This window comes from Dyadobacter sp. CY347 (assembly GCF_021502655.1).
In the GTDB taxonomy this organism is placed as follows: Bacteria; Bacteroidota; Bacteroidia; order Cytophagales; family Spirosomataceae; genus Dyadobacter.
Genome location: NZ_JAKFFT010000009.1, coordinates 335,956 through 362,461 on the forward strand (window position 1 = coordinate 335,956; position 26,506 = coordinate 362,461).

Below are 26,506 nucleotides of genomic sequence, written 5' to 3' on the forward strand. Positions count from 1 at the left end.
CTTTTTTGTAATTTGTGCGTTACTAAAAGCGATATACAAAAGTACAATAAAATTATATCAAGATCAAATTAATTGCACTAAATTCTAAATTAATGATTAGTATTGGCCAAAGAATTAAGCAGGGTCGCGAAAAATTAGGTTTGAGTCAGGAACAGCTGGCATTAATTATGGCGAAAAAAGGCAAGGGAACGATCTCAAATTGGGAAACAAATAAGAACGAGCCCTCCATTGCTGAATTTAAAAAATTGGCAGAACTATTCAGCACGACCGCAGCTTACCTGATCGGTGAAACCCCGCAATTTGAAGAGCCTCAGGAAAATTATGTTATGGTGAAGAAAGACGACCTCATAGAACTTCAAAAAAAGGCGTTGGAAAGAGAGTCTGAAAAAAATAGAGAACTGCTTGATCTGCTGGAACAATCCAAAAAATCAGAAGAGAACGAGGCTTAACCGAGTCTCATTTTTTCTTGAAAAAGCGTTTTGAAACCCACTGCGCAGACAATGCTAAGAAAGATCAATGTAACCCACAGCACGTTGTAACCCCAATGTGCCGCAATGTATGCGCCAGCGCCCGGGCCGATGATCTGCGCAACAGACTGTGACACAGAATAAGCAGCTGAATATTTTCCCCTGTTAAATTCCGAAGCGCGGCTCAGGACAAAAGTGCTGATATAAGGCAACGCGAGCATTTCCCCGATCGTAAAAAATATCACCGCAGCTGCCGCAAGAATGATCGGCGTACTGATCGGAACGACCAGCATGCTGAAAGCCAGCGCACTAAAAACTGTCCCTGCAACCATAAAATAAGAATCCGGCCGCCGGTTTGCCAAATTTTGGATCAGGACCATTTCGAAAAGAGCAATGATGAGCCCGTTCATTCCCAGCAAAATGCCGATCGTTGCTTCATGAATGTGCATTTGTTCTTTCCAATACACAGGTACGAGCCTGAATAACAGCACAAAGCAGATCATATAGAGCATCACAATCACCATAAACCGCACAAAAAGCATGTCTTTCCAGGGCGACTGCCCGATTACCCCGTTCTTATTCTCACGATGAACTGACCGAACTAATTTCGCATTCGGCAGCAAAAACATGATCAATATGCCCGCCATAGCATACACGATTCCATCCACCCAAAATAACAAGCTGTAATTGATCGCAGCTAAAATCCCGCCCACAGAAGTTCCAAAACCGAAGCCAATGTTCGTTGCAAGCCGGTTCAAGGCATAAGACCGGGTAAGATTCTCAGGGGAAGAATAAGCGGCAACAGCCGTGCTATTTGCTGGTTTAAAAGCTTCCACGAAGAAACTGAGCAGAACGATGAGGAAACAAAGACCAGTAAAATTGGTCACCATTCCAAAAAGAACGAACAATAATCCGCTGATAATGAGGCAAAAAATCTGCACAGGCCGAAAGCCCCAGATGTCTGTCAGGTAACCGCCCGCCATCCCGCCCAGGACTGAGCCTGCACCAAACAATGTGATGATCAATCCGGCATCCGCAATGCTGCGGTGCAGGCTTTGGGTAATGTACATACTCATGAACGGAACCGCCATGTAACCGCAGCGGTTAACCAGAATAACCAGGCTCAGCAGCCAGGTTTCCCTGCTCAGTCCGCTGAATGAGACGCGATAGCTCTCAATTATCTTGTTTAACATCATTTGATTTCACGGCTAATTGGCTTACAAATCTCCCAATAAATTCCTGATTATCTCAACACTTTCTTCCAATTCCTGCGCATTGGAAGACGCAAAACCAAGTCGTATACTATTGCCCGGTGGCTCTTCAAAGACATTACCGGCGGGAATTCCCGAAGTTCCATTAGACATATAAAGATCCTTTTGCAAAGCTTTTTCCGCCAGTTTGATTAGATTAATATCCGGATTAAACTGCGTCCAGACCGCCATACCGCCATCCGGTACCTGAAATTTCACATTGTCACCGAGCTTACTTTTCAACAGGTCACAAAACAAATCCCTGCGCTGCTTATATATCCGGACAGACTTGCGCAAATGTCTCTGAATGACGCCCGTATGGAGCAATTCAGCGACTGCATTTTCCAGCATCTGGTCGCCCTGCCGGTCAATGATCCGCCTTAATTTGGCCAAATAGGAAATCACATCCGCCGGCCCAACAAGATAGCCTACGCGAAAAGCAGGCGAAATCGTTTTGGTAAAAGAGCCGCAATACATGACCATTCCGGCCGGATCTGCGCCTGCAAGCGGCATCAATGGCTTGCTTAAATAATGAAAATCACAATCATAATCGTCTTCGAATAGAATAAAACCATACTGTTCAGCCAGTTTCAGCAGGTTAAGCCGCCGATCCGCACGGAGGGCGACGGTTGTGGGATAATGGTGATGGGAAGTCACATAAACCAGCCTGATCGTTTGTTTTAGACATATTTTCTCCAATGCCGCAACATCTATCCCGTGCTCATCCGCAGGCAGCCGCAGCACATTCGCCCCCGCCTGAATAAAATTCATATTGGCACCAAACCAGCCGGGTGCGGACACCACCACATTATCCCCACTTTCCAGCAGGGCCGTGCTCACCAGATACAAACCCATAATCACGCCGCGCACAATCAGGATGTTGTCAGGCAACGTTTTCATCCCGCGGGTCTCGTTGAGGTAGGCCGATAATTCCTCCCTTAGCCATGAAGAACCTTTGGTATCGCCGTAACCCAACCGAAAATAAGGATTTGCACCTAGTATTTGACTCCGGTAGGCCCTTGACAGATCGTCCAGCGGCGCAAGCCGGGGATCGGGAAAACCGTCATCCAAATGCAATCGCGTGCTGCTGCGAAGAACGGCCCGGTCCAGATGTGGTGCTTGTTTAAAACTGAAACCCGCTTTTGCGGCCGGTAGAATGGCCTTTTCGACATGAATATCTTTTTTGGAAAATTGGATTTCAGGCAAATGCTTCGCCACAAATGTGCCGTTCCCGGTGTGACTTTCGAGCCATCCCTGCGCGAGCAATTCGTCGTAAGCCTGCACAACCGTCCGTCTGTGCACTTTTAATAATGTTGCCAACTGCCTGGTGCTGAGCAACCTGTAACTATTTTGCAATGTGCCATTACGGATCAGTGCCATAAGCTGATTGGCAATTTGAAGATAAACGGGTTGCTTGCTACCCTTTTCAACTTGCAGCAAAGTGGACAGGACCTGCACCATAATTGGACTACGTAATTTCTGAATATTGGACTCTTTTGTGCAACCAATTACCACATAATTTTGTCAAAAACAAAACCATATGAACACTCCCCCATCCCATCTGTTGCCAAGCAGATTACCGAAGAGATCCACGTCCGACCACGAAGTGATCTGCTCCATCCTCGATGAAGCATTATTCTGCACCATCAGCTACTCCGTCGATAACAAGCCATTTTCCATCCCTACCGCATTCGTGCGTTATGAAGACAAAATTTACATTCACGGATCGGTAGGGAGCCATTTTATCAGGCAAATCGAAAACGGAATTCCGGTGTGTATTACCGTAATGCTGACTGACGCGCTCGTGGTGGCCAAATCTGCATTCAGTCATTCTGTCAATTACCGGTCTGTTATTATATTTTCAAACGCAGAAAAAGTTGAGGATTGGGATACCAAAAGAGCTGCATTTGAATGGCTTACGAATAAGATCGTTCCGAACAGCTGGGATTATTTGCGTCCGATGAAGGATAGTGAAGTAAAGAAAACGACTGCATTGGCATTCTCACTCGACGAAGCCTGCGCGAAAACGCGGTCTGGCATGCCGAAGGACGAAGAGGAGGATTTGGAACTGCCGATCTGGTCGGGGCTCATTCCCATCCAGACAAAATATCTTGCGCCGGTCGCTGACGAGCTAAGCCAGAACATTCCGTTGCCGAAACATTTGGTTTAATCCGTGCAACCTTGGGTATAATTTGCGCATCTTTCGGCCAGAAAGATGCCAAATGAACCCAAACATTGCAAACCATGACAGGAAAGGAAATTTTTGACCGTTGCCAACTGGCTGCCCTAAAAAACGGACTTGGTTCCCAGGAATTTCATTACGGGAATGTCCTATATCAAGCGCTCCAACTGGAAGGAGAAGAAAAAATCTTCCAGCTATTGGAACAAGCCGAAAACTCAGGAAAACGAGTTGGCTTGGGTTATTCCGCGGACGGGTTTAAGGGAATCAATGATCCCGATATTGCAATTTTGGTTTGAGAGTGGGATTTAAAAAAACAGCAATGCTTGAAGGTTATTCTGAATTTCTTTTCACAATTATCTTATAAAAATAGAAAACCCTCCTAAACTTAGAAGGATCTTCTATTCGTGTCTCTCAACACTACATTACATTATTTTTCAATGACCACTTTCCGTGTGCTGGTGGAACCATCAGGATAAGTAATCAACAAAATATAATTCCCCGCGACAACATTTCGTACATCAATTTCCGAAACTGCACCCAACGATCGATATACAGACCGGCCTTGAACGGTTAGCAGCTGCACACCTTTGACCTCTTGCAAACCATCACTTTCCAACACTAGCCGATCAGATGCCGGATTGGGATATACGTAAAACATTTTTCCTGTCTTCCCAGCCATCGACTCACTAACTTTCCGCTTCACCGTTTCCGACATATCATCCACCACATCCTCCGGCGCAGGCGCACTGCTATTACCCAGAAGATAGGCAGGCAAGTAACGCCACGGACCATAAAGCTGACCAGTCAAAGCCAACGCAGGATCATACTTCACCCGCACCCGAACCTTTGTAGAAGGTCCCTGCTTAGCAATAACACTCTTCAACTCAGTCCCAGTCAGCCCCAGACTCGCATAGGCATTCTGCGAACCAGATGACATTGTGCTATTCGTAATCACATTATTCGCCCCCTTCGAAAACCCCTGCCCGCTAGCCTTTGTTTCCCACACCAACTTGCCTTTGTTTCTGCCCAGGAAAGATTTAGCGTAAAAGCCAGCACCGAAGTTGTTTTTGGCTTTTTGGGTTTGGTTGATCGGGGTTGTGAGGTTGGAGTTGTAGAGGCGGAGGTTGTTTTGGAGGCCTCGGTTTTTATTACCATAGAAAACGAAAGCTGCACCTTCGTCTATTTGACCTTTACTATATTCACGTGATCCGATAATGATGTCGTCATAGCCATCCCCGTTGATATCACCCGCTCCGGCGACTGAGCTTCCCATTAAAGCGTTGTCTTGATTTCCCTCTATCATTAGTGAATAAGTTGGGTTAACTCCGACAGATGATCCATTGAACAAGAATGCTGCGCCTTCGTCAAGATGGCTATCCGAGTAAAACAAGGATCCAACAACTAGATCTGCATACCCATCTCCATTAATATCTCCTGGAATCCCAACATTACCCATCCATCCATTGATCCGATTACTCTCCAAAATTTGTGGACTTTTATCAAATCCATTAATTGATCCATAGTAAATGAAGACTGCGCCTTCTGAGTGTTGACCATTTGAGTACTCGGGTGCTCCAAGCGCCAGATCGAAATATCCGTCACCATTCAAATCCCCAACTTCGATGGAACTACCCATGCCTGAATTTTCCCGATTGCTTTCAACTATTGTTTTTAAGTTAATGTTAAGCCCAACTGCAGAACCATAATATATGTAGACAGCACCCTCATTAGATTCACCATTACTATAGTAAGTGCTCCCAACAATGACATCTCCGTAACCATCATTATTAATATCACCTCCACCTGAGACCTCGTTACCGTAGTTGCACCAGTTCCCACATGCATTTGCTGTTAATATTATGTTTGCTGCGTCTTTATTAATTCCATTTGGAGAACCGTGGTAAACAAAAGCCGCACCTTGATCTGCTGGTAACGATACGAGCAAGCCTGGTGACCCAATTATTATATCACTGAAACCATCACCATTGACATCTCCAACACAGGACACAGAATTTCCAAAGTAAGCGTCATCTTCCTGCTTTCCATATATAATCGTCTTAATATTGCTGTTGATGCCTGCCGGTGATCCTGTATAAAGAAAAACTGCCCCAGCATCGTTTCCACCAAAAAGCGGTATGCCTACAATGAGATCACCATAGCCATCTCCATTTATATCTCCGGCTGATGAAGTACTTCCCATCGAGGCATTCTCTTGATTACTTTCCAAAATTTGATTTGGAACAACGTCAAGTCCCGCAGCAGATCCATGAAATATAAAGATTGCCCCTTCTGATGTCTGGCCATTGTCATAATAGAAAGCCGATATGGCTACGTCACCATAACCATCACCATTCAAATCGCCAGCGCTGGAAACATAACTACCGAACATGGCCCCTGGCTGGTTAATTTCTAAGTGTAGTCCAAGACTTGCTGAAACCCCCTCTGCCATCCCAAACCAAACAAAAGCCGCACCCTCATCCCCCTGCCCCTTATCATACAATATCGCCCCAACCAGCACGTCGCTATAACCATCCCCATTCACATCCCCCGCGCTGCTGACGTTGCTGCCAAACTGGGCGCCGGCTTGGTTGCCTTCCAATATTGATACAGGTGTCGCTGATAGACCAGTTGCTGACCCTTGGTAAATGAATGCTGCACCTTCATTATTTTGGCCATTATCATAAAACATGGCTCCAACGATCACGTCGGCATAGCCGTCGCCATTAACATCACCTGCGCTGGCTACCGAGTAGCCCATTTGCGCTTCGGCCTGGTTTTTTTCCAGGACAATGGCTGCGGCAATATTTACTCCCTGCGCCGAACCATAATGGACAAATGCAGCACCTTCATTGGTTTGCCCTTTGTCATACATGCTGGCCCCGACAACGATGTCGCTATAACCATCGCCATTCACATCGCCTGCAGAAGCAACCGAATGTCCCAGATATGCATTGGCTTGATTACTTCCCAGCACCGTTGCCACAGCACCGGAGCTGATGCCTAGTGCTGAGCCGTGGTAAATGAAAACCGCGCCTTCGTCAGCTTGTCCCTTGTCAAATAAGCGGGCCCCTACCAGGATATCACTGTAACCGTCACCGTTTACGTCTCCCGCCCCGGTGGCGCAGAAGCCGAACATGGCATTGGGCTGGTTTTGTTCGATGAGCACCGGGGTTGTATTCAGCCCGGCTGCCGAGCCGTGGTAGACAAACACAACCCCTTCCTTGGACTGTCCATTGCTGTATGCCCTGGCGCTAACGACCACATCGCTGTAACCATCGCCATTGACATCCCCGGCCAGGCCGACGGCATTGCCCATGTTTGCTTCCGGCTGGTTGCTTTCCAGTACAAGCGATGGCGCCTTGCTGATGCCTTGCGCTGAACCATAATAGACAAATGCAGCGCCCTCATTGTTTTGCCCATTCTTAAACATATGTGCGCCAATGATAATGTCGCTGAAACCGTCCTTGTTAATGTCGCCGGCAGAAGAGACAAAGGCGCCGAAGCGTGCGTCTTTCTGGTTGGCTTCCAGAATAACAGGCGCTGCTGTGTTGATGCCCGAAGCGCTTCCATTGTAGAGAAAAACCACCCCCTCATTTGATTCACCATTGTCATACATAGATGCAGCAACCATTACATCGCTATAACCATCACCATTCACATCGCCCGCACTGGCCACAACGCCGCCCATCCAGGCATTCAACTGGTTGCTCTCAACCATTGCATTGGCATTGGCCGCGTTCCCATTTACTACGATGGGATCAATGGTTACCGGGTAAGCGGCTTGCAGGACGTTGACACTCAGCATAACCAGGCCATCTTCATATTTTAATGTCGCTGGCAGCGTCTTACCGTCTGCATCCCAGCATTTAATGTCTTTGTAAATTAGACTGCCCGTAACCTGGCCTTTCTCATTTTCAGAATAAAATTGGAGCTCATTATTTTCAAGGTCTTTAATTTTTAAACCCTTCGCCGACAGCCTTACCTGCAATTCCTTGGTGGCTTTTGGTGCAGACTTTATGATAAAGTTCTGACGAACACCTTCTTCGTTGTTGACGAATTCTTCTGTGAAGCCCTTATGCTTAATTTGAAGTTTGTTATCTGCATGGTCAAGTGCTGCATCGGGCTGTGGCGCAAGGAGTTTATTGCCATCCGCATAAACGCCTTCGTTGGTGAGCCTTAAGGAAAAGTTATAGCCTGCCGAATCGACACGGTTGTTTACAGTCAGCTGGCCTGGCTTGTAGTAGGCCCGCAGGCCATGCTTGCGGTTCGGGCTTTGCAATGTTTTCTTTTCTTCGTCATAGGAAATATTGTATTCCCGTTTGGCCAGGCTTTGCTGAATGCCGCCTATGGTGCTGTCGTGGACGACGCGCTGTTTATTTGGAACACTTATCGCTTTAACTGCGCCAGGCCGGTCCGGGATGTGTTTGCCGGATGCTTGCTCCTGTATTTTAACTACATAGGCCGCAGCCAATAGTAGAAAGACAATCCCGTAAATGCCTCTTTTGTAATGCTGTTTCATGGTCTGAATTTTAGGGTTATAAAAAAATCCGCAGGCAACATTAAGCCACCTCCGCAAATTTTATTAAACCCGAATTATCCAAAGCAAACCAATGAACGAACGGTAAGGTCATTTACCAGAAGGTAAAGTGGCCTGGTTTTTTGAGTAAATTTCTAAACAAGAAAAAACAATATGAACACAAAACAAGATATTAAGAGAGACCTTGAAGAACGAATTCTTTCGAAACGCCAGCAGATCGAATTTGATAGAAAAAATTTGAGCTTAGAAACTGAGTTTTCGCAGGAAAACCGGGAAAATCCAGAGGTAATGGAGGAAGCAAAAAACTATGATGATCCAACTGAAAGCGTGCTGGAAACAGATGAAGTGAAGGCACTCAGGACAGCCGAAAACGACCTGAATGAACTGATGAAGCAACTACAAGAATTTAATAAAGGTTAAAACGAACAAATCCGTTCTTCCAGGAATGTTTTATTCCGAACGAGCTCTGAAACCACCTCGTTCCATTTACCCGGGTCATTATGAAACGGGTCGTAATCAACATGCAGACGGCCCACTACGCCGAACAAATTAGCCGGCTTAACACGTAATTTAGAAACCAGCCCTAAGACATTAAATACGTTCAAAATCTCGTGCGCAGTGTTGTACGAGTAACTATGTGTGGTGCAAAAAACAAGTGCCCCGTCTTTATAATGGCACTCTATGTGATTTTTCATGGCTGTATTCAAAAGTTTTTTCTAATTACCAAATATCATACCACGGGTCTCTATTACCAGTTTAATACTCTCAAATTTAGACGAACACCCGTGGTTATGTTTTTTGAATACAGTAAAAAAATGATGGGCATGCGCATATCCCAATATGTGGGCTACTTCTTCCACAGATAGCGCAGGTCTTGCGAAATAATTTTACAAACTCGACAGAGTAAATTCAGGTTAATTTCCAATCGCCACCGGCCGGTCATTGCGTGACCATTCGCTCCATGATCCCACATAAAGGGCTGCGCCTTCGAGCCCTGCGTCAGCGAGCGCTAACAATGTATGACAGGCCGTCACACCGGATCCGCAATGCACGATCACGTGCTTCGGATCACGCGAGCCTAGAGCGCTCTTGTATTTTTCCGCCAATTCTTCACTGGACAGAAAATTGCCATCCTTATCCAGGTTTCCGGCAAATGGAATGTTGATCGCGCCGGGAATATGGCCTGCAACAAGATCAATAGGTTCACTTTCACCCACGTAACGATAATTTTCGCGAACATCAATCACCAAAAAATCTTGATTTTCGGCTGCGTCAGCAACCTCGTCCGCATCCACGCGGGGCAATTGATAATCCGTAAATGGATAATCATGCACGGCAACCGGGTTTTCAGGCGTGCCCTTTGTGATCGCAAAACCTTCTTTTTGCAATGCTTCAATCCCTCCGCTCACTACAAAAACTTTTTCATGACCCGCAGCTTTCAGCATCCACCAGAACCGCGCAGCAGCATTTGCTCCTTTTTTATCATCATATACGACCACGACAGCCTCGGGTGTAATGCCTAATTTTCCCAAGAAGGCTCCAAAAATTTTAGGCGCTGGCAGCGGGTGCCGACCACCATGCGCTGCATTGTCCGATTTCTCTGACAGATCCGTTTCCAAGTTGACAAAAAGCGCATTTTCAACATGTGCAGAGCGATAACGTTCCCACGCATCCGGGCCACCTCTGGCATCTATAATGATTGCTTTCTGGTCCTCGACAAGTTGTCTGACATCCCCGGCTTTAATGATCTCCATCGGTTTCGAATTTTGGAATTGATTGCTAAAAATATAAATATTTTTGGCCTGCGGTCAATTCTGAAAACGAATTTTAACTATTTAGCAACTCGAAAGCATCATTATCCCGCCATGAAAAGTACCGCATTTGTTACAGCAGATCTAGACCAACTTCCTGTCTTACAGCCTCCTGATTGGGGCAGCCTGATTCCCAGATTTGAATATTTTATCGCTTCGCCACTCTGTCATCCCATAAAAATTTCGGAGCAAGGTGAGCTCGTGGCCGTCGGCACGTCCATTATGCATGCGGATACGGTTTGGCTTGCATGCGTAGTTGTCCATGCCGGGCATCGGAACAAAGGTCTCGGAAAGGAGATCACGCAGGACCTGATCACCAACATTGACCAGACTCATTTTAAAACAATTTATCTGGATGCCACTGAATATGGGTTTCCTGTTTACTTAAAATTGGGGTTTGAGGTTGAAACCACTTATACGCATATGAGAAGCACAAGTGATTTGCTAACCGCTTCTTCCTCAGCATTTATCGTGCCTTTTGATGCACATTATCTGCCACAAATTCTTGCTATTGACCAGCATGTTTCCGGGGAAGACCGGAGCGGGGTGCTTTCTGATTTTATCCAAACATCACTATTATATGTTGCTGATGGCCAGGTGCTGGGATTTTACATTCCGGGCTGGGGCGACGGGCCGATTATCGCGATTTCAGAAGCGGCCGGAGCGGCTTTGATCAAGAAACGGGCGCAGGACGAAAATGCTGCCATCCTTCCTTCTGATCACGCTTTTGCTATAAATTGCCTGCAAGCGCTCTCTTTTAAAGAATACAGAACCTCACGGCGCATGTTTTTAGGAGAAAAAAGAATATGGCAGCCTACCGGGATCTACAACCGCATTAGCGGGCAGTTGGGCTAACAATTACTTTAAGCAACCTCAACCATATCAATTCGAGAACGATGAGATGATCTTTGTACTACCTCAGCACCAGATCACTGATCGAAGAAAACTCCGTGTGAGGAGCCATGGCTTTAATGTTTCCTTTTTTGTCCAATAAAATAAAAAAAGGCGTCTCGCTGATTTTGTAACGCTGGTTAAAACCATACGATTCCGGAACGGGGATGAAACCGCAGTTCCTTTTCGGGATCGCATCCAGGCATTCGTCTTCGGTATTCAGCGTGGTTCCCAGCGAAACTATTTCAATTCCTTTTTTACGGTTTTCATCAATAAAATTCGAGATTACTTTGGTGCTGGCCAGCGTGTAAAGGGGTTTTTCAAATTTGACCCAGAAACCGAGCAACACATATTTTCCTTTCAGTTTCTCCGAATTATATTCCTTTCCATCAAGCCCACGCATCACAAAAGGCGGCAATGGCTCCCCTATCTCGGGCATCAGATCAGGGTTTTGCATGACAGATCCATTATCCTGGATCAACAACTGGCTCTTTTTCACAATTTCAAAAGATGATGCTTTTCCAAATTTGTCAAAAATCGGCTGAGTCCTATAAACGCCTGGATTTTTTCGCAACATTTCATCATAGACAGCATAGCTGATCCGCTTGCCCGAAGCATGGTCATAAATGGGCGAGTCACGCGTCATCACGATCTTCTGGCTCACTTTTCCATTATACCGGGTCACTTTGGGCTCTTCCGGTTGGCCAAAAGCCAAGGAGCAAATTGAAGCGAAAAAAATGTGTAAAAAAATCTCAGTACGACCGAAATTCATCTGGAACGTTTTTATTAATTAAGATTCTGTGAGTATCAAATATTTGATACTATATTGCACTATTAAAACGCAAATATCGTTGTTATAACTGGTTAGTGCTTCACAATATTTTAAGTCGAGACCACTTATTGAAAAAAATATATGTTCGAGAGGATCCGTGAGAAGTTGGAAATTTTGGCAGATGCAGCTAAGTATGACGTATCTTGTTCATCCAGTGGCAGTAACAGAAAAAATGAAAATAAGGGTTTGGGCGACGCGGAAGGGACGGGGATTTGCCACACCTACACCGAAGATGGCCGCTGTGTTTCGCTGCTCAAAATCCTGCTGACCAATCATTGCATTTATGATTGCGCCTTCTGCGTTTCGCGGCGGAGCAATGATATAAAACGCGCAGCATTCACGGTTGACGAAGTGGTTGAGCTGACGATGAATTTCTATCGCCGCAACTACATTGAAGGTCTTTTCCTGAGTTCAGGAATCTTTAAGAATGCCGATTACACAATGGAGCGGCTGGTAAGGATCGTTAAAAAGCTTCGGAACGAGCAACGGTTCAATGGTTACATTCACCTCAAAACGATCCCCGGCGCAAGTGAGGAATTGCTGAAAGAAGCAGGCATGTATGCCGACCGGATGAGCATTAACCTTGAAATGCCTACTGAATCGGGTTTGAAGTTGCTTGCTCCCGAAAAGTCTCACGAAGACGTCAAGAAGCCGCTGGATTACATTCAGCAAACAATCACGCAGTTTTCGAGCGAAAAAGCGCTGATTAAGTCAGTTCCAAAATTTGTCCCTGCGGGCCAGAGCACGCAAATGGTGATCGGGGCGACGCCGGAATCTGATAAAGAAATTATGCATACCGCAAATGCGTTCTATAAAAATTTCTCGCTCAAAAGGGTTTATTACTCAGGCTATATTCCTATAAGTCAGGATGCCCGGTTGCCGGTCATCGGTTCGCAGCCGCCCCTGATCAGGGAAAATCGGCTATATCAAACGGACTGGCTGATGCGCTTTTACGGCTTTGATGTTAAAGAAATTTTGAATGACGCACATCCCAATCTTGACGTGGATATAGATCCTAAATTGAGTTGGGCTCTTCGGAATCTCGAAAAATTCCCGGTTGACGTCAATACGGCCGATTACAAAATGATCATGCGCGTACCGGGCATTGGCGTGGCGTCTGCCCTGAAAATTGTTCAGGCCAGAAAATTCGGGCGGCTTCATCAGGACCAGCTCAAAAAGATCGGGATCTCATTCAATAAAGCCAAACATTTTATAAGATATGCCGATAGCCCGCTGCAATTACGCGACTATGAAGCAGGGCACATCAAATCCGTGATTTTGTCTGAAAGCAGCAGCAAATACAACAAAGTACCGAAGAACCAGCTTTCTATTTTCTGATGGAAATATTCGTTTTCGACGGGACTTTGGAAGGCTTGCTAACAGCCGTTTTCGATTGTTATCAGAAGAAATCTGACGCTGTGAAACTCGTTAGCCAACTTCATTATGTGCCTGATGTTTTCAAAGAGGCATTTACCGTGATCAGTGACGATACAAAAGCAAAACGGGTTTGGAGTGGGTTGACCAAAAAGCTGGATAGTGACTGGATGAAATCAATTTACAAGTCTTTTCTCTCCGAACAGCCTGCTACATTTCAGGATCTCTTTGAATTCATACGGTACATTATAGATAGCCCGCCGGGTGCAGAGGCCAATTTTGGGAACAAATATGTTTTAGAGATTTCCCAAATGAGCCATAAGGTCCATCGTGAAAAGCATCGGATGGAAGCTTTTATCCGCTTTCAAAAAACAGGTGACAATATCTTTTACGCGCACATTGAACCGGATTTCAATGTTCTTCCCCTGATTATCGATCATTTCAAAAATCGCTACGCCGACCAGAAGTGGATCATCTACGACCTGAAAAGGAAATACGGGTTATTTTATGATCTTGAAAAAGTGGAGGAAATCGCCTTCGATTTCACCACAGAAATGTCGCCTGCCCTCAATGCCTTGCCTGCGAATGTGCTGGATCCACAGGAAGAACTTTACGCATTACTTTGGAAAGATTACTTCCGCAGCGTCAACATCCCGGCTCGAAAAAACATGAAACTCCACATCCGGCACGTGCCCAAGCGTTATTGGAAATATCTTTCCGAAAAGCAAAGTTGAAGTCACCATTATAGTCTGGCATTGCGAACTATAAATCAAAAGTTTACCAAAGTTATTCGATATCAAATCAAAAATTTATTCTAAAATATTTGGACTATTGTCTAGATTCAATGTGTAAACGGTAGTTTTCAATTATTATTCGGTAAGGTTGTAGACTATAAATATATTAAGTTTGAAATGCACTATCCGATTGTGGGTTAGCATTTACTACACAAAACTTAATAATATGAAACATCTGTTTTACCTGACTTTATGCTGGATGCTGTCCTTCGGCGCCTATGCTCAGATCCCCGCCGACAATTATAGGTTTTATGTAGATGAAGGACGAAAAATGATCGCCTGCAACCAGGTTCCAACGCAAGGGCAAATAACCGGTTCGCCAATTCAAATGCAGTTCGGGGCTAAGGTTTTTACCTTCCCTGGAAGTGTTACTACGCTAACCCACGGTGTTAAATATTTGGTTACCAACGCCGGACAACAATATTCTTTGTATTTCACACAATTGCCATTGGTGAACCTTGATGTGCCGGATCCTTCCCAGCTCAATCTGGAAGAGGAAATACCAGGTGGCATATCCATTGCGGAGGCGTCCAACTCTCCCCTGATCTCCAATATGGCCATCCGTATCCGAGGCAACAGTTCTTCATTTTTCCCAAAAAAGAATTACCGGGTTCAGTTTAAGGATGCGCAGGGTAAAAATAAAGATGAGTCTATTCTGGGGCTGAGGAGTGATAAACGCTGGCTGTTTTTTGGTATGTGGAATGAAGAACTGCGCGCTACGAACAATGTTTCACATAATCTCTGGATCGATATGCACAAGCTGTATTACGCTTCATCGGAGCCGTCAGCCGTTTCCTCGATCCGTACCCGATATGTCGAGGTTTTTATGAATAAATCATACAAGGGTGTTTATATGATCGGTGAGGATATGGACCGCAAGCAACTGCAATTGAAAAAGAATGACGGGGATGTGATCAGAGGCGAATTGTTCAAAGCGGATGATTGGTCTCTTTCCGCCGCATGGGAAGGAATTGGCGTGGCCAGACCAGTGGCAGGCGCGGAAGAATGGCAGAGCTGGGAACTTGAATATCCCGACTACAGCGATTGGAACAATCATCAAAGTTTATTGAAAGGCGTCATTGAATCATCAGACGATGAGTTCCGTGCTAACATCTGGACGCTTTTCAAGCAGGAAAATATTATTGACTATTTCATTTTCCTGAACCTGCTATCGGTGGAGGATAACATGGAAAAAAATTATTTTATCGGTCGCTACGACAAGGGACAGCCCTGGTTTTTTATTCCGTGGGATCTCGACGGGGCCTGGGGCTATTTCCCGGATGGGGTAAGAAGCAATAAAACGCAGGGCGACAGGCAAAATGGGTTATTTAAAAAGCTCTTCCGCGTTAATCCTGATGGCTTTAAAAACAAACTCGCCACCCGTTATTTTGAGCTCAGGCAAAATATTCTTGCAGAAGCCAATCTAAAAAACCGTTTCCAGGCAAATTATAATTTGCTCAATTCTAATCTGATTTACGAGCGCGACGCAGCCGTTTCACAAGACAATTACGGCGGCGCCAATCGTACCGGAGGTTTGGCATACGTGAACAACTACATTACGCAACGGCTCAGCTGGCTGGATGCCTATTTCTGCCCTATGAAGGATAGAGGCTGCAATGGCCAAACAACCTGCGCATTTGACATCACAGCAAACGCTTCCAACACCAGTCCGGCTTGCGCTGCAGATATCTCATTATCAACCACTTGCACAGGCGCAGATTGCTCGGGCGTAACGTACACCTGGACGGGAAATGGCATTAACCAAACGGGAAGCTCGATCAACATTATAGCTCCAGGCGCAAACGGTTCCTATGTTTACACTGTAAAAGCATCTAAAAGCGGCTGTACGGATAAAACGGCAACAGTGACTTTGAACATTACCAATTGCACCCCGCCAGTGGGCAACGATCCATTCAGCGCATGCCTGGAAGCGGAAAACCAAACTGGAAATGGTTTGATCACCGGCGATCCGAATGCCTCCAATGGCAGCACGCGGGGTGATAAAGATAATTACAATCATTATGTAGACTATGCAGTCAACGGTGTGAAAGCAACTGGCGCGCATCAGATAAAAGTTCGTTATTATGCCAATGCAGGAGCGCAAGCAAGTTTTTCTGTCAATGGAAATGTGGTTTTACCATCGGCCAGTTTCCCTCCTACTAATTCCTGGAACATTGTCTGGCGCGAGGAAACATTCAATGTTACATTGAATCAGGGCAATAATACGATCAGGATTCAGGGCTTACCGGGAGCCAGCATTCGACAGGATAAAATATGTGTGACCGGGCCAGGCAATCAGAACCCGCAGGAACCAACTTGTAATTTCAACATCACTGCAAATGCTTCCAATACAAGCCCGGCTTGCGCTGCAAATGTATCATTATCGACCACTTGCACAGGCGCTGAGTGCTCGGGTTTAACGTACACCTGGACAGGAAATGGCATTAACCAAACGGGAAGCTCGATCAACATGGCAGCTCCGGCCGGAAACGGTTCCTATGTTTACACTGTAAAAGCAGCTAAAAGCGGCTGTGCGGATAAAACGGCAACAGTGACTTTGAATATAACCAATTGCAACCCGCCCGTGGGCAACGATCCATTCAGCGCATGCCTGGAAGCTGAGAACCAAACTGGTAATGGATCTATAACCGGCGATCCGAATGCGTCCAATGGCAGCACGCGAGGTGATAAGGATAACTACAATCATTATGTGGACTATGCCATCAATGGGGTGAAAATAACCGGCGCGCATCAGGTGAAAGTCCGTTATTATGCAAATGCAGCAGCACAAGCGAGTTTTTCTGTGAATGGAAATGTGGTTTTACCATTGGCCAGCTTCCCTCCTACTTATTCATGGAACATTGTTTGGCGCGAGGAAACATTTAATGTTACATTGAATCAGGGCAATAATACGCTCAGAATTCAGGGTTTGCCGGGAGCCAGCATTCGACAGGATAAAATATGTGTAACCGGGCCGGGCAATCAAAACCCGCAGGAACCGACTTGTAATTTGAACATTACTGCGAATGCTTCCAATACAAGCCCGGCTTGCTCTGCAAATGTTACATTATCAACTAATTGCACAGGCGCTGATTGCCCAGGTGTAACATACACCTGGACAGGAAATGGCGTTAACCAAACGGGAAGCTCGATCAACATTGCAGCTCCTGGGGCAAATGGTTCCTATGTTTACACTGTAAAAGCAGCTAAAAGCGGCTGTGCGGATAAAACGGCAACGGTGACATTGAACATTACAGATTGCACGCCACCGGTAGGCGGTGATTTTGCGTTGTGCCTGGAAGCGGAATCCCAAAGCGGAAATGGCACGATTACCGGTGATCCGAATGCATCAGGCGGAAACACACGGGGAGTCAAAGAAAACTCCGACCATTATGTTGATTATGCAGTCAATGGCGTGCCCAGCGCCGGGACTTATCAGCTTAAATTGCGCTATTCAGCGAGTTCGAGCCCTGCGATCTCTATTTTGGTAAATAATGCTACGGCCATAGCAGCCACTAACCTGCCCGCTACAAATTCCTGGAACATTGTATTTCGTGAAGAAGTGTTTAACCTGACGCTTGCGGCTGGCAATAACGTTGTGCGCATTCAAGGATTAAATGGCCCGAGTATCCGGCAAGACAAACTTTGCATCAACAGCATCGCTCCAAAAACGGCAAGACTGGCTGCACCGGAAACCATGTTCAGGCTCGCCGGTCCCGACAATCGCCTGAATGTATTCCCTAATCCGGCCCCGGGCGAAATCACTGCGAAATTCAACCTTTCCAGCGAGGAAGGCGGAACTATAACCGTCACAGACATCCGGGGCCGCGTTTGGCATAACTCAAAAGTAAGTGGAATCGGGATGCATGAAGAAAAAATAAAGCTTGCTAATGCACCTGCGGGAGTTTATTTACTTCAAATTAGAAACGGGGAAACGATGGAAACCAAAAAGTTGGTGATCACAAACTAACAGGCGTATTAAAAAAAGCAGCAAAGCCGGGCATCAACCCGGCTTTGCTGCTTTCTAACATTAAGTAACTATTTGATTTTACTTCCGAGCCAGTCTTTACGGAATTTTTTCATTTCCTCGGTCACAGGCAAGTTCGCCGTTTCGTTCAATTCTACGATCCATTTCGGATTTTCCATCAATGTGATCATGCCTAGTTTAACATTCTCGCGGTGTCGATATTCGATGCTAATTTCCTCTCCGGGCTTGTGTGCATTGAGGATGGCGTTTAATTCTGCTTGTGTCGGTACAGCCTTTCCATCCAGTTTCAGGATCTGATCGTCAATGTCCAGTCCTGCCATGTATAATGGTGAATCAATAATTGTGTTGGATAAAACAGTGAGCCCCGTTCCCTCACCATACCGGACATCGCCGATCCATGCTCTTCCCGCAAATTGCTTTTTCAATGTAAATCCGGCCATTTGCAGCAAGGGAGCATAGTCGAACCATTCGTGACCATTGACATATTTGGCAAAAAAACCTTCTGCAAACGATTTATCCTTGCTATAAGCAACCAGCACTTCGGCCAGGTCGCTGACCTGATAAGCTATTTCCGGCTTTCCGAATTTTTGCCAAACCGCTTGCATGTATCCGTCAAGAGTGAGTCCGCGCGTTCGCAATTGCAGATCGAGCGCTAACGCGATGGAAGCGCCATACGGATAGTAGGACGTGTAAATGTTAGGATAATTGGTCTTGTCAATGGAGACACCCGCATCAACAAAAATCGCATTCGTACTGGCCTGAACAGGTGAAATACGCTTGGCCCCTGCTGTATTTTCTTTTGTGTTAACCAAAAAACTTAATGTCTGGGAATACTCTTCGGGCGAATCGAAACCTGCGCGGGCAAGGATAAGATCACCGTAATATTGCGTGAAACCTTCGGCGAACCAAAGTTCCAAACTCATGTTGCTCTTTTCGAAATTGAATGGTTCGAGCGTTTTTGGACGTATGCGTTCTACGTTCCAGGCGTGGAAAAATTCATGGGAAAATACGCCCAGGAGATTATTCGACGCATTAAAGGCAATTGGAATAGAGATCATTGTGCTATTCCGGTGCTCCATTCCATCGCCACGCACGTAGGGATTAATGCTTGCAAGAAATGTATATTGGCCGAAATCAAATGCCGGAAATTCGCCAAAGACCATCTGACTTTCCTGCGTAATGCGTTTGATCTTTGCAGCAAAACCGTCTGCTAGTGAATCACTTCCGCTAATTTCAAGTGCTAATTTAAACTTAGCAGGCTTTTTGTCCGGGTTATTCAATGTCCATTCCTTAATAGTCAGCTTTCCGATCTTGATCGGAGAGTCCATAAAATATTGCAGGTCCGACGCGCTGAATGTGTTGGGCTGTGCAGTGGCTTTAAGTTGGGTGGCAATGGTCCATTTCCCTTCTTTCGGTAAATTAAATTTTACTTCAATCGGCGCTTTCTGCAATTCTTTTACCCATAAAAAAGTCGCAGGCGCATTCAAATGGATGCTGTTCTGATCCAGACCTGCATATGTCCCGTCGGCGTGATTGGCATAAAGCGTGTATTGTACTTTTACAAAACCATTCAATCCTGAAACCTTATAAACGTCCCCGTCAACGCGCTGGATGGCAATTTCCTGGCCTGCCTTATCCAGTGCTTTCACATCATAAACATTCTTCCCGTACTCATGCGTGGCGTAGCGCCCGGGCGACGAGCGGCTCATGCGAAATGTCAGCTCCTTTTGCGGAACCTCAGTAACCGTTACAGCGATGTTGGCTTCGTGGTGAACGAGGTTTGGAAAGGAAACTTCATAATTGATCTTCTGCGCAAAAGCGCTGCCCACAAAGAATGGAAGCGAAAACAGGTAAATAAGTTTTTTCATAGCAATGATAAATTCAAAATCGAAGCGGTCAATTTAGTCCTAATCTTCTAAATTTAATATGGCAGTGATTGCACTCAGCCGATAATTGCTTAATTTTTACGTTCTAAATGATATTCAAACCTGAAATAAGCTTATTAATGAAACAAATACTTTTGCCCTTATGCATGCTTTTTCTGACCATTTCCCAACAAGCGCAAAGCCAGACGAAAACACTTTTTAATGGTAAAGACCTGAAAGGCTGGCACATTGACGTCCCGGATATGGACAAGGATCCGGCGTTGAAAACTCCGTTCATAGTGCGTAATGGTCTGTTGGTAAGCCTGGGATCGCCCGGCGGGCATTTGATTACGGATGGTCAGTATGAGAACTTCCGTTTCACATTTCAATATCGCTTTGCCGGCAAGCCTGGCAATTGCGGCGCGCTTGTTTTCGTTTCTACGCCCAGGGCTCTTTACGAAATGTTCCCGAAATCCATTGAAGTGCAGCTGATGAACCAGAATGCCGGTGATTTCTGGTGTATACAGGAAGACATTACCGTGCCGGATATGGAGAAAAGGCGCGGCCCGAAAGAAAAGTGGGGTGTTAACGGGGATAAATTAAGAAGGATCCCGAACCTGACAGACAGCACAGAAAAACCGCTGGGCGAATGGAATTCCATGACGATCGAATGCGTTGAAAATTCAATTAAAGTTTGGTTGAACGGAGTGATGGTTAACCATGGTTATAATGCAACAGCTCAGAAAGGTCAGATTGCCTTGCAGTCGGAAGGATCGGAGGTTGAGTTTAAGGAAGTCAAAGTTGCGGCTATTAAATCTTTCTCGAAATAAATGTTTGAAATTAAATCGGACCGGCTGATCAGGAACATTGCGTTTTTTTTAATTCTCCTTTCCAATTTCGGCTGCGACCAGATATCGAAGGATGTTATTCGCAAAAATGTCGGCTTTTACGAAACGATCAGTGTTGTAGAAAACATTGTGACGATCACTTATGTAGAAAATACTGGGGCTTTCCTTAGCATTGGCGCGGGGCTTCCGCACACATTGAAGGTTATTTTGCTTTCGGTTATTCCGCTCATCGTGCTCTTTTTCGGCGTTGCCTACATATTATTAAAAAGAAACCTGACGCTGATGAGCGCGCTGGCGCTGAGCTTTGCGATTGGCGGCGGCATCGGCAACATTTACGACCGGCTGATCCACGGCTCGGTCACCGATTTTCTGCACATTAACTTAGGCTTTTTTCAAACCGGCATTTTCAACATGGCCGATGTTTCGATCATGATGGGAATGTTCATCTTTTTTATCCAGTCGTATACAAGACAAAAGGCCCGGATTCTGCGTTAAGCAAATGCTTTATAATGCAAAAAACTCCTTCGCAGGAGTTTTTTGCATTATAAACTGGTTCAACGATTACGCTGCAGCAACCGATTTACGAATAATATTCAATGCAGAGCCTGCTTTGAACCATTCGATCTGCTGCTCATTGTAAGTATGATTTACGGGAATTTCTTCGTTTGTACCATCCGCATGATGCAGAACAATCGTTAGCGGTTGTCCTTCTGCAAAAGTTTCCAGTCCGACAATATCAATGGTATCGTCTTCCTGAATCTTGTCATAGTCAGTTGTGTTTGCAAACGTCAATGCGAGCATTCCCTGCTTTTTGAGGTTGGTTTCGTGGATACGGGCAAATGACTTCGTCAGGATTGCGCGCACGCCAAGGAAACGAGGCTCCATCGCTGCATGTTCGCGGGACGATCCTTCACCGTAGTTTTCATCACCCACAACGATTGTCCCGATGCCATGTGCTTTGTAATCACGCTGCACCGCAGGAACTTCTGCATATTGGTTAGTAAGCTGGTTTTTAATGGTGTTGGTTTTCTCGTTATAATAGTTAACCGCACCAATCAGCATGTTATTTGAGATATTATCAAGGTGTCCACGGTATTTCAACCAGGGACCAGCCATTGAAATATGGTCAGTTGTACATTTACCTTTTGCCTTAATGAGGAGTTTCAAACCTTTCAGATCCGTTCCTTCCCACTCAGCAAATGGTTCTAATAATTGCAAACGATCAGAAGTTGGGCTTACCAAAACCTGAACCTGACTAGGATCTTCGGCAGGAGCCTGATAACCGGCATCTTCTACTGCATATCCCCGGATTGGCTGCTCCAAACCGGTTGGCTCATCAAGCATTACTTCAATGCCTTCCGAATTAACAAGCGTATCCGTGCGAGGGTCGAAAGTAAGCCGACCGGCAATGGCCAGTGCAGTTACGATTTCCGGCGAAGCTACGAATGAGTGCGTATTAGGGTTACCATCCGCCCGTTTCGAGAAGTTACGGTTGAATGATGTAATAATTGAGTTTTTCTCACCTTTCTCAGCACCATGACGTGCCCACTGACCGATACAAGGTCCGCAAGCATTAGCCAGCACAACTCCGCCGATTTTAGCAAATGTATCCAGGTAACCATCCCGCTCCACCGTATAGCGAACGAGTTCCGAACCTGGCGTAATGGTGTATTCTGAGCTTACTGTCAGTTTTTTATCCACTGCCTGCTGCGCTAATGACGCCGCGCGGCTCACATCTTCATAACTTGAATTCGTACATGAACCGATCAAACCGACAGAAAGCACTTCCGGCCATCCGTTTTCTCTCACCGCAGTCGCGAATTTAGAAAGCGGCCAAGCCAAATCCGGTGTAAATGGTCCGTTTACGTGCGGTTCCAATGTTGAAAGATCCAGTTCGATCAATTGATCAAAATAGGTTGCAGGATCTGCATAAACCTCCTCATCAGAGCGCAGATATTCTTTAATGTTGTCCGCTGCGTCTGCGATTTCAGCTCTTTCCGTTGCTCTCAGATAAGCTGCGCTTCTTGCATCATAGGCAAAAATGGAGGTTGTAGCCCCAATCTCAGCACCCATGTTACAAATCGTCGCCTTACCTGTTGCTGAAATGCTTTCAGCTCCGTCGCCAAAATATTCAACAATGTATCCTGTTCCGCCTTTTACAGTCAACTGACCTGCAACCCAAAGAATTACATCTTTTGCAGCAGTCCAGCCGCTTAGCTTGCCAGTCAGTTTCACACCGATAAGGCGGGGCATTTTGAGCTCCCATGCCAAACCGGACATGACATCACTGGCATCAGCACCACCCACACCAATCGCGATCATTCCCAAACCACCCGCATTAGGCGTGTGAGAATCGGTTCCGATCATCATACCGCCTGGAAACGCGTAGTTTTCAAGCACAACCTGATGTATGATCCCAGCGCCCGCGCGCCAGAAGCCTAAGCCGTATTTATTGGAAACGGAAGAAAGGAAATCATAAACCTCCTTGTTCTTGTCAACCGCGTTTTTCAAATCCTGCGTGGCACCTACTTCCGCCTGGATCAGGTGATCGCAATGCACTGTTGATGGAACCGCAACCTGAGGCCTTCCGGCTTGCATGAATTGCAAAAGCGCCATTTGGGCCGTTGCATCCTGCATAGCAACACGGTCGGGAGCAAAATCCACGTAGGACTTGCCCCGTTCGTAAACTTGTGTAGGGGTTCCTTCCCACAAATGGGAATATAAAATCTTTTCTGCAAGCGTTAAAGGCCGCCCCTCTATCTTACGAGCAGCTTCTACCCTTTCCTGCATACGGGCATAAACGCCCTTAATCATGTCTAAGTCAAAAGCCATAGTAATTTTTATTTATGCGAATACATTCACACGCGTCAACAACTGTGCCAGTATGGATTATCTTGCCAATTGCTTAACCGGTGGTGCAAACTTGGTCAGGTCAATGCCCACCACCGCTGCTTTATATTCATTGATATTAGGAATGCGGCCAAGAATTGCGGACAAAACCACAACCGGCGTCGACGCCAGCAGCGATTCTCCTTTTTTACGATCCGAATCTTCAACAACCCTTCCCTGGAAAAGACGGGTCGAAGTGGCCAGAACCGTATCGCCTTTGGCCGCTTTTTCCTGGTTACCCATGCAAAGGTTACAGCCCGGACGTTCCAGGTACATCATATTTTCATACTCTGTACGTGCTGCAACTTTTGGAGCGCTGTCGTTGAATTCAAAACCGGAGTATTTCTGCAAAACATCCCAGTCACCTTCGTTTTTAAGCTCTTCTACTATATTATATGTAGGTGCTGCTACTACAAGCGGCGCGCGGAACTCCACTTTGCCTCGCTGTTCTTCCAGGTTGCGCAGCATTTGAGACACAATTTTCAAATCCCCTTTGTGCACCATGCAAGAACCTACAAAACCCAGATCCACTTTTTTGTCTTCTCCGTAATACGAGAGCGCCCGGATCGTATCGTGCGTGTAACGCTTCGATACATCTTTATTATTAACATCCGGATCCGCGATCATTGGTTCCACGATCACATCCAGGTCGATCACGACCTCGGCGTAATATTTGGCATTGGCATCAGGGACCAGCGCAGGTTTTTCACCTGATTTGATTTCAGCAATGCGCTTATCTGCTTTATTGATCAAACCTTGTAAAACCTGCTTATGATTTTCCATGCCTTTATCGATCATGATCTGGATCCTGCCTTTGGCAATTTCCAGTGATTCTATCAATGTGTCGTCTTCGGAAATACAGATGGAAGCTTTCGCCTTCATTTCTGCGGTCCAGTCAGTAAATGTGAATGCCTGATCCGCCGGAAGCGTTCCCAAATGCACTTCAATGATGCGCCCCTGGAATACGTTTTCACCACCGAATTTTTGAAGCATCTGCGCTTGCGTGGCATGAACCACATCACGGAAATCCATGTGATCCTTCATGTCGCCCTTGAATGTTACTTTCACGGATTCAGGGATCGGCATGGAAGCTTCGCCCGTTGCCAATGCAAGTGCAACGGTTCCTGAGTCAGCACCAAAAGCAACGCCTTTGGACATTCTTGTATGTGAATCGCCACCGATGATGATGGCCCATTCGTCAATGGTAATGTCGTTCAGCACTTTATGGATCACGTCCGTCATGGCGTGGTATTCCCCTTTCGGGTCACGGGCGGTGATCAAACCAAAATCATTCATGAACTTCATGAGCTTTGGAATATTAGCCTGCGCTTTTTTATCCCAAACAGAAGCCGTATGACAGCCAGACTGATATGCCCCATCCACGATAGGTGAAATGGTCGTTGCGGCCATCGATTCCAGTTCCTGCGCGGTCATCAAACCAGTCGTATCCTGTGAACCGACAATGTTAACCTCCACACGAACATCCGAACCGGCATGCAACACTTTACCCGGCGTAATGCCGACAGCATTTCTATTGAATATTTTTTCAACCGCTGTCAAACCTTGTCCTTCGTTGGAAATTTCTTTTGAAGGAGCAAATACAAGCGGAATTTCGATGCCCAAGATCTTGGATGCAATCGTCTGGATTTTTTTACCAAAAACAATGGCATATGAACCGCCTGCTCTGATGAATTCCTTTTTCTGAGGCGTAAGCGCTTTCGAAATGTCAATCAGTTCGCGGTCGCCTTGATATAGTTTTTTAGTTTTTGTATTAATGGTCAGCACAGTGCCCGTTTCTACAGAGTAAACCTCTTCAAGAATTGGATCACCATTCTCATTGCGGACAACAGCACCATTTTCATCAACTTTTTTAACCCAGTTTTTCAGGTCAATTCCAATTCCGCCTGTCACATCAACCGTGGTAAGGAAAATCGGGGAAATGCCGTTTGTTCCGCCAACAATCGGAGCAATGTTCACAAATGGAATGTAAGGGCTGGCCTGTTTACCCGTCCACAAAGCCACATTGTTCACGCCCGACATCCTGGATGAACCTACACCCATTGTTCCTTTTTCAGCGATCAGCATCACGCTTTTGCCCGGATGTTGTTCCTGCAATGCCTGAATTTGGTTCTGCGCTTGCGGCGTGATCATGCATTTACCATGCAACTCGCGGTCGGAACGCGAATGCGCCTGGTTGCCCGGAGACAGCAAATCCGTAGAAATGTCGCCCTCGCCGGCAATGAAAGTGACGATCTGAATTTCCTCAGGCACTTCGGGCAGATTCGTAAAGAACTCGGCCTGCGCGTAGCTGCGGATAATGTCTTTCGCGATCTCATTATCGCTTTTGAATGCTTCTTTTAAACGGTCTATATCGGCGTCGTAAAGGAAAACCTGTGTCTTCAAGACCTCAGCGGCTTGCCCTGCGATCGTAATGTCATCGCCCAGTGCCAGGTCCAGCAAAACTTCAATGGAAGGACCGCCTTTCATGTGAGACAAAAGCTCAAATGCAAAAGTTGGCGTGATCTCCGGCAATACGGATTCCCCGAGAATGATTTCCTTCAGGAAGCGTGCTTTTACACTCGCAGCGCTTGTGGTTCCGGGTAATGTGTTGTAAATAAAAAATTTAAGAGAGTCTTCGCGATGCGCGTTATTGACATCCTTGATCTGTGCAATGATTTCGCCCAGCAATTCAGCGCCGTCTATCGGCTTAGGATGAAGTCCCTGGGTTGCTCTTTCTTCAATCTCCTTAATGTAATCGTTATAAATGTTCATAGTGAA

Annotated in this window: 19 protein-coding genes; 10 read left to right on the plus strand and 9 right to left on the minus strand. The window is 46.0% G+C overall.

The window, feature by feature from the left end; all coding sequences use genetic code 11:
- Positions 1-92: 92 nt before the first annotated feature.
- Positions 93-449 carry a helix-turn-helix domain-containing protein gene (locus L0659_RS22400; protein ID WP_235128809.1) on the plus strand — a complete coding sequence of 119 codons (357 nt, stop codon included), beginning with the start codon at positions 93-95 and terminating at the stop codon, positions 447-449.
- On the opposite strand, the gene L0659_RS22405 is transcribed toward L0659_RS22400, so the two are convergent.
- Positions 446-1,663 carry an MFS transporter gene (locus L0659_RS22405; protein ID WP_235128810.1) on the minus strand — a complete coding sequence of 406 codons (1,218 nt, stop codon included), beginning with the start codon at positions 1,661-1,663 and terminating at the stop codon, positions 446-448. The two genes, L0659_RS22400 and L0659_RS22405, sit on opposite strands and share 4 nt — an antisense overlap.
- Positions 1,664-1,684: 21 nt before the next feature.
- A complete protein-coding gene (locus L0659_RS22410; protein WP_235128811.1) occupies positions 1,685-3,178 on the minus strand; it encodes a PLP-dependent aminotransferase family protein in 1,494 nt (497 codons plus the stop codon).
- Between the two features lie 79 nt (positions 3,179-3,257).
- Here L0659_RS22410 and L0659_RS22415 point away from each other — a divergent pair, with 79 nt between their 5' ends.
- Positions 3,258-3,887, plus strand: a complete 630-nt coding sequence (locus L0659_RS22415) for a pyridoxamine 5'-phosphate oxidase family protein (protein WP_235128812.1) — start codon at positions 3,258-3,260, stop codon at positions 3,885-3,887.
- Between the two features lie 74 nt (positions 3,888-3,961).
- Positions 3,962-4,195, plus strand: coding sequence for a hypothetical protein (locus L0659_RS22420; protein ID WP_235128813.1), 234 nt, complete (start codon positions 3,962-3,964; stop codon positions 4,193-4,195).
- A 131-nt stretch (positions 4,196-4,326) separates the two neighbouring features.
- On the opposite strand, the gene L0659_RS22425 is transcribed toward L0659_RS22420, so the two are convergent.
- On the minus strand, positions 4,327-8,418 hold the full coding sequence (locus tag L0659_RS22425; RefSeq protein WP_235128814.1) for an FG-GAP-like repeat-containing protein: 4,092 nt from the start codon (positions 8,416-8,418) through the stop codon (positions 4,327-4,329).
- A gap of 171 nt (positions 8,419-8,589) precedes the next feature.
- Between L0659_RS22425 and L0659_RS22430 the strand changes: the two genes are divergently transcribed.
- Positions 8,590-8,856: a hypothetical protein gene (locus L0659_RS22430; RefSeq protein ID WP_235128815.1), complete on the plus strand. Its 267-nt coding sequence runs from the start codon at positions 8,590-8,592 to the stop codon at positions 8,854-8,856.
- Here the strand turns inward: L0659_RS22430 and L0659_RS22435 are convergent.
- Both L0659_RS22435 and L0659_RS22440 read right to left on the minus strand, forming a co-directional pair.
- On the minus strand, positions 8,853-9,131 hold the full coding sequence (locus L0659_RS22435) for a hypothetical protein (RefSeq protein WP_235128816.1): 279 nt from the start codon (positions 9,129-9,131) through the stop codon (positions 8,853-8,855). The two genes, L0659_RS22430 and L0659_RS22435, sit on opposite strands and share 4 nt — an antisense overlap.
- Positions 9,132-9,350: 219 nt before the next feature.
- On the minus strand, positions 9,351-10,190 hold the full coding sequence (locus tag L0659_RS22440; protein ID WP_235128817.1) for a sulfurtransferase: 840 nt from the start codon (positions 10,188-10,190) through the stop codon (positions 9,351-9,353).
- A 111-nt stretch (positions 10,191-10,301) separates the two neighbouring features.
- Here L0659_RS22440 and L0659_RS22445 point away from each other — a divergent pair, with 111 nt between their 5' ends.
- Entirely contained in the window at positions 10,302-11,102 is an 801-nt protein-coding gene (locus tag L0659_RS22445) for a GNAT family N-acetyltransferase (RefSeq protein WP_235128818.1), read from the plus strand.
- 58 nt (positions 11,103-11,160) lie between these two features.
- Here L0659_RS22445 and L0659_RS22450 read toward each other — a convergent pair whose 3' ends face one another.
- A complete protein-coding gene (locus L0659_RS22450) occupies positions 11,161-11,853 on the minus strand; it encodes a thioredoxin family protein (protein WP_235128819.1) in 693 nt (230 codons plus the stop codon).
- A 198-nt stretch (positions 11,854-12,051) separates the two neighbouring features.
- Here L0659_RS22450 and L0659_RS22455 point away from each other — a divergent pair, with 198 nt between their 5' ends.
- The 3 genes from L0659_RS22455 (at position 12,052) to L0659_RS22465 (ending at position 18,108) form a co-directional block, all read left to right on the plus strand.
- Positions 12,052-13,308 carry a putative DNA modification/repair radical SAM protein gene (locus L0659_RS22455; RefSeq protein WP_235128820.1) on the plus strand — a complete coding sequence of 419 codons (1,257 nt, stop codon included), beginning with the start codon at positions 12,052-12,054 and terminating at the stop codon, positions 13,306-13,308.
- Positions 13,308-14,078, plus strand: a complete 771-nt coding sequence (locus L0659_RS22460) for a TIGR03915 family putative DNA repair protein (protein WP_235128821.1) — start codon at positions 13,308-13,310, stop codon at positions 14,076-14,078. The genes L0659_RS22455 and L0659_RS22460 overlap by 1 nt, the downstream gene beginning before the upstream one ends.
- Positions 14,079-14,304: 226 nt before the next feature.
- Positions 14,305-18,108 carry a CotH kinase family protein gene (locus L0659_RS22465; protein WP_235128822.1) on the plus strand — a complete coding sequence of 1,268 codons (3,804 nt, stop codon included), beginning with the start codon at positions 14,305-14,307 and terminating at the stop codon, positions 18,106-18,108.
- Between the two features lie 68 nt (positions 18,109-18,176).
- Here the strand turns inward: L0659_RS22465 and L0659_RS22470 are convergent, their stop codons facing one another.
- Complete coding sequence (locus L0659_RS22470) at positions 18,177-19,994, minus strand: M61 family metallopeptidase (RefSeq protein ID WP_235128823.1); 1,818 nt, start codon at positions 19,992-19,994, stop codon at positions 18,177-18,179.
- 137 nt (positions 19,995-20,131) lie between these two features.
- On the opposite strand from L0659_RS22470, the gene L0659_RS22475 reads away from it, so the two are divergent.
- Together L0659_RS22475 and lspA are read left to right on the plus strand one after the other, a co-directional pair.
- Positions 20,132-20,821 carry a DUF1080 domain-containing protein gene (locus L0659_RS22475; RefSeq protein ID WP_235128824.1) on the plus strand — a complete coding sequence of 230 codons (690 nt, stop codon included), beginning with the start codon at positions 20,132-20,134 and terminating at the stop codon, positions 20,819-20,821.
- A complete protein-coding gene (gene lspA, locus L0659_RS22480; protein WP_235128825.1) occupies positions 20,822-21,334 on the plus strand; it encodes a signal peptidase II in 513 nt (170 codons plus the stop codon).
- Positions 21,335-21,400: 66 nt separating this feature from the next.
- On the opposite strand, the gene L0659_RS22485 is transcribed toward lspA, so the two are convergent.
- Positions 21,401-23,671, minus strand: coding sequence for an aconitate hydratase (locus tag L0659_RS22485; RefSeq protein ID WP_235128826.1), 2,271 nt, complete (start codon positions 23,669-23,671; stop codon positions 21,401-21,403).
- A gap of 57 nt (positions 23,672-23,728) precedes the next feature.
- Positions 23,729-26,500 carry a bifunctional aconitate hydratase 2/2-methylisocitrate dehydratase gene (locus tag L0659_RS22490; RefSeq protein ID WP_235128827.1) on the minus strand — a complete coding sequence of 924 codons (2,772 nt, stop codon included), beginning with the start codon at positions 26,498-26,500 and terminating at the stop codon, positions 23,729-23,731.
- Between the last annotated feature and the right edge of the window lie 6 nt (positions 26,501-26,506).

Coding starts and splice junctions, on each gene's coding strand:
- L0659_RS22410 (WP_235128811.1), bottom strand. CDS start 3,178: ATGGTGCAGGTCCTGTCCACTTTGCTGCAAGTTGAAAAGGGTAGCAAG.
- L0659_RS22400 (WP_235128809.1), top strand. CDS start 93: ATGATTAGTATTGGCCAAAGAATTAAGCAGGGTCGCGAAAAATTAGGT.
- L0659_RS22420 (WP_235128813.1), top strand. CDS start 3,962: ATGACAGGAAAGGAAATTTTTGACCGTTGCCAACTGGCTGCCCTAAAA.
- L0659_RS22455 (WP_235128820.1), top strand. CDS start 12,052: ATGTTCGAGAGGATCCGTGAGAAGTTGGAAATTTTGGCAGATGCAGCT.
- L0659_RS22490 (WP_235128827.1), bottom strand. CDS start 26,500: ATGAACATTTATAACGATTACATTAAGGAGATTGAAGAAAGAGCAACC.
- L0659_RS22485 (WP_235128826.1), bottom strand. CDS start 23,671: ATGGCTTTTGACTTAGACATGATTAAGGGCGTTTATGCCCGTATGCAG.
- L0659_RS22425 (WP_235128814.1), bottom strand. CDS start 8,418: ATGAAACAGCATTACAAAAGAGGCATTTACGGGATTGTCTTTCTACTA.
- L0659_RS22430 (WP_235128815.1), top strand. CDS start 8,590: ATGAACACAAAACAAGATATTAAGAGAGACCTTGAAGAACGAATTCTT.
- lspA (WP_235128825.1), top strand. CDS start 20,822: ATGTTTGAAATTAAATCGGACCGGCTGATCAGGAACATTGCGTTTTTT.
- L0659_RS22440 (WP_235128817.1), bottom strand. CDS start 10,190: ATGGAGATCATTAAAGCCGGGGATGTCAGACAACTTGTCGAGGACCAG.
- L0659_RS22435 (WP_235128816.1), bottom strand. CDS start 9,131: ATGAAAAATCACATAGAGTGCCATTATAAAGACGGGGCACTTGTTTTT.
- L0659_RS22475 (WP_235128824.1), top strand. CDS start 20,132: ATGAAACAAATACTTTTGCCCTTATGCATGCTTTTTCTGACCATTTCC.
- L0659_RS22460 (WP_235128821.1), top strand. CDS start 13,308: ATGGAAATATTCGTTTTCGACGGGACTTTGGAAGGCTTGCTAACAGCC.
- L0659_RS22415 (WP_235128812.1), top strand. CDS start 3,258: ATGAACACTCCCCCATCCCATCTGTTGCCAAGCAGATTACCGAAGAGA.
- L0659_RS22465 (WP_235128822.1), top strand. CDS start 14,305: ATGAAACATCTGTTTTACCTGACTTTATGCTGGATGCTGTCCTTCGGC.
- L0659_RS22405 (WP_235128810.1), bottom strand. CDS start 1,663: ATGATGTTAAACAAGATAATTGAGAGCTATCGCGTCTCATTCAGCGGA.
- L0659_RS22445 (WP_235128818.1), top strand. CDS start 10,302: ATGAAAAGTACCGCATTTGTTACAGCAGATCTAGACCAACTTCCTGTC.
- L0659_RS22470 (WP_235128823.1), bottom strand. CDS start 19,994: ATGAAAAAACTTATTTACCTGTTTTCGCTTCCATTCTTTGTGGGCAGC.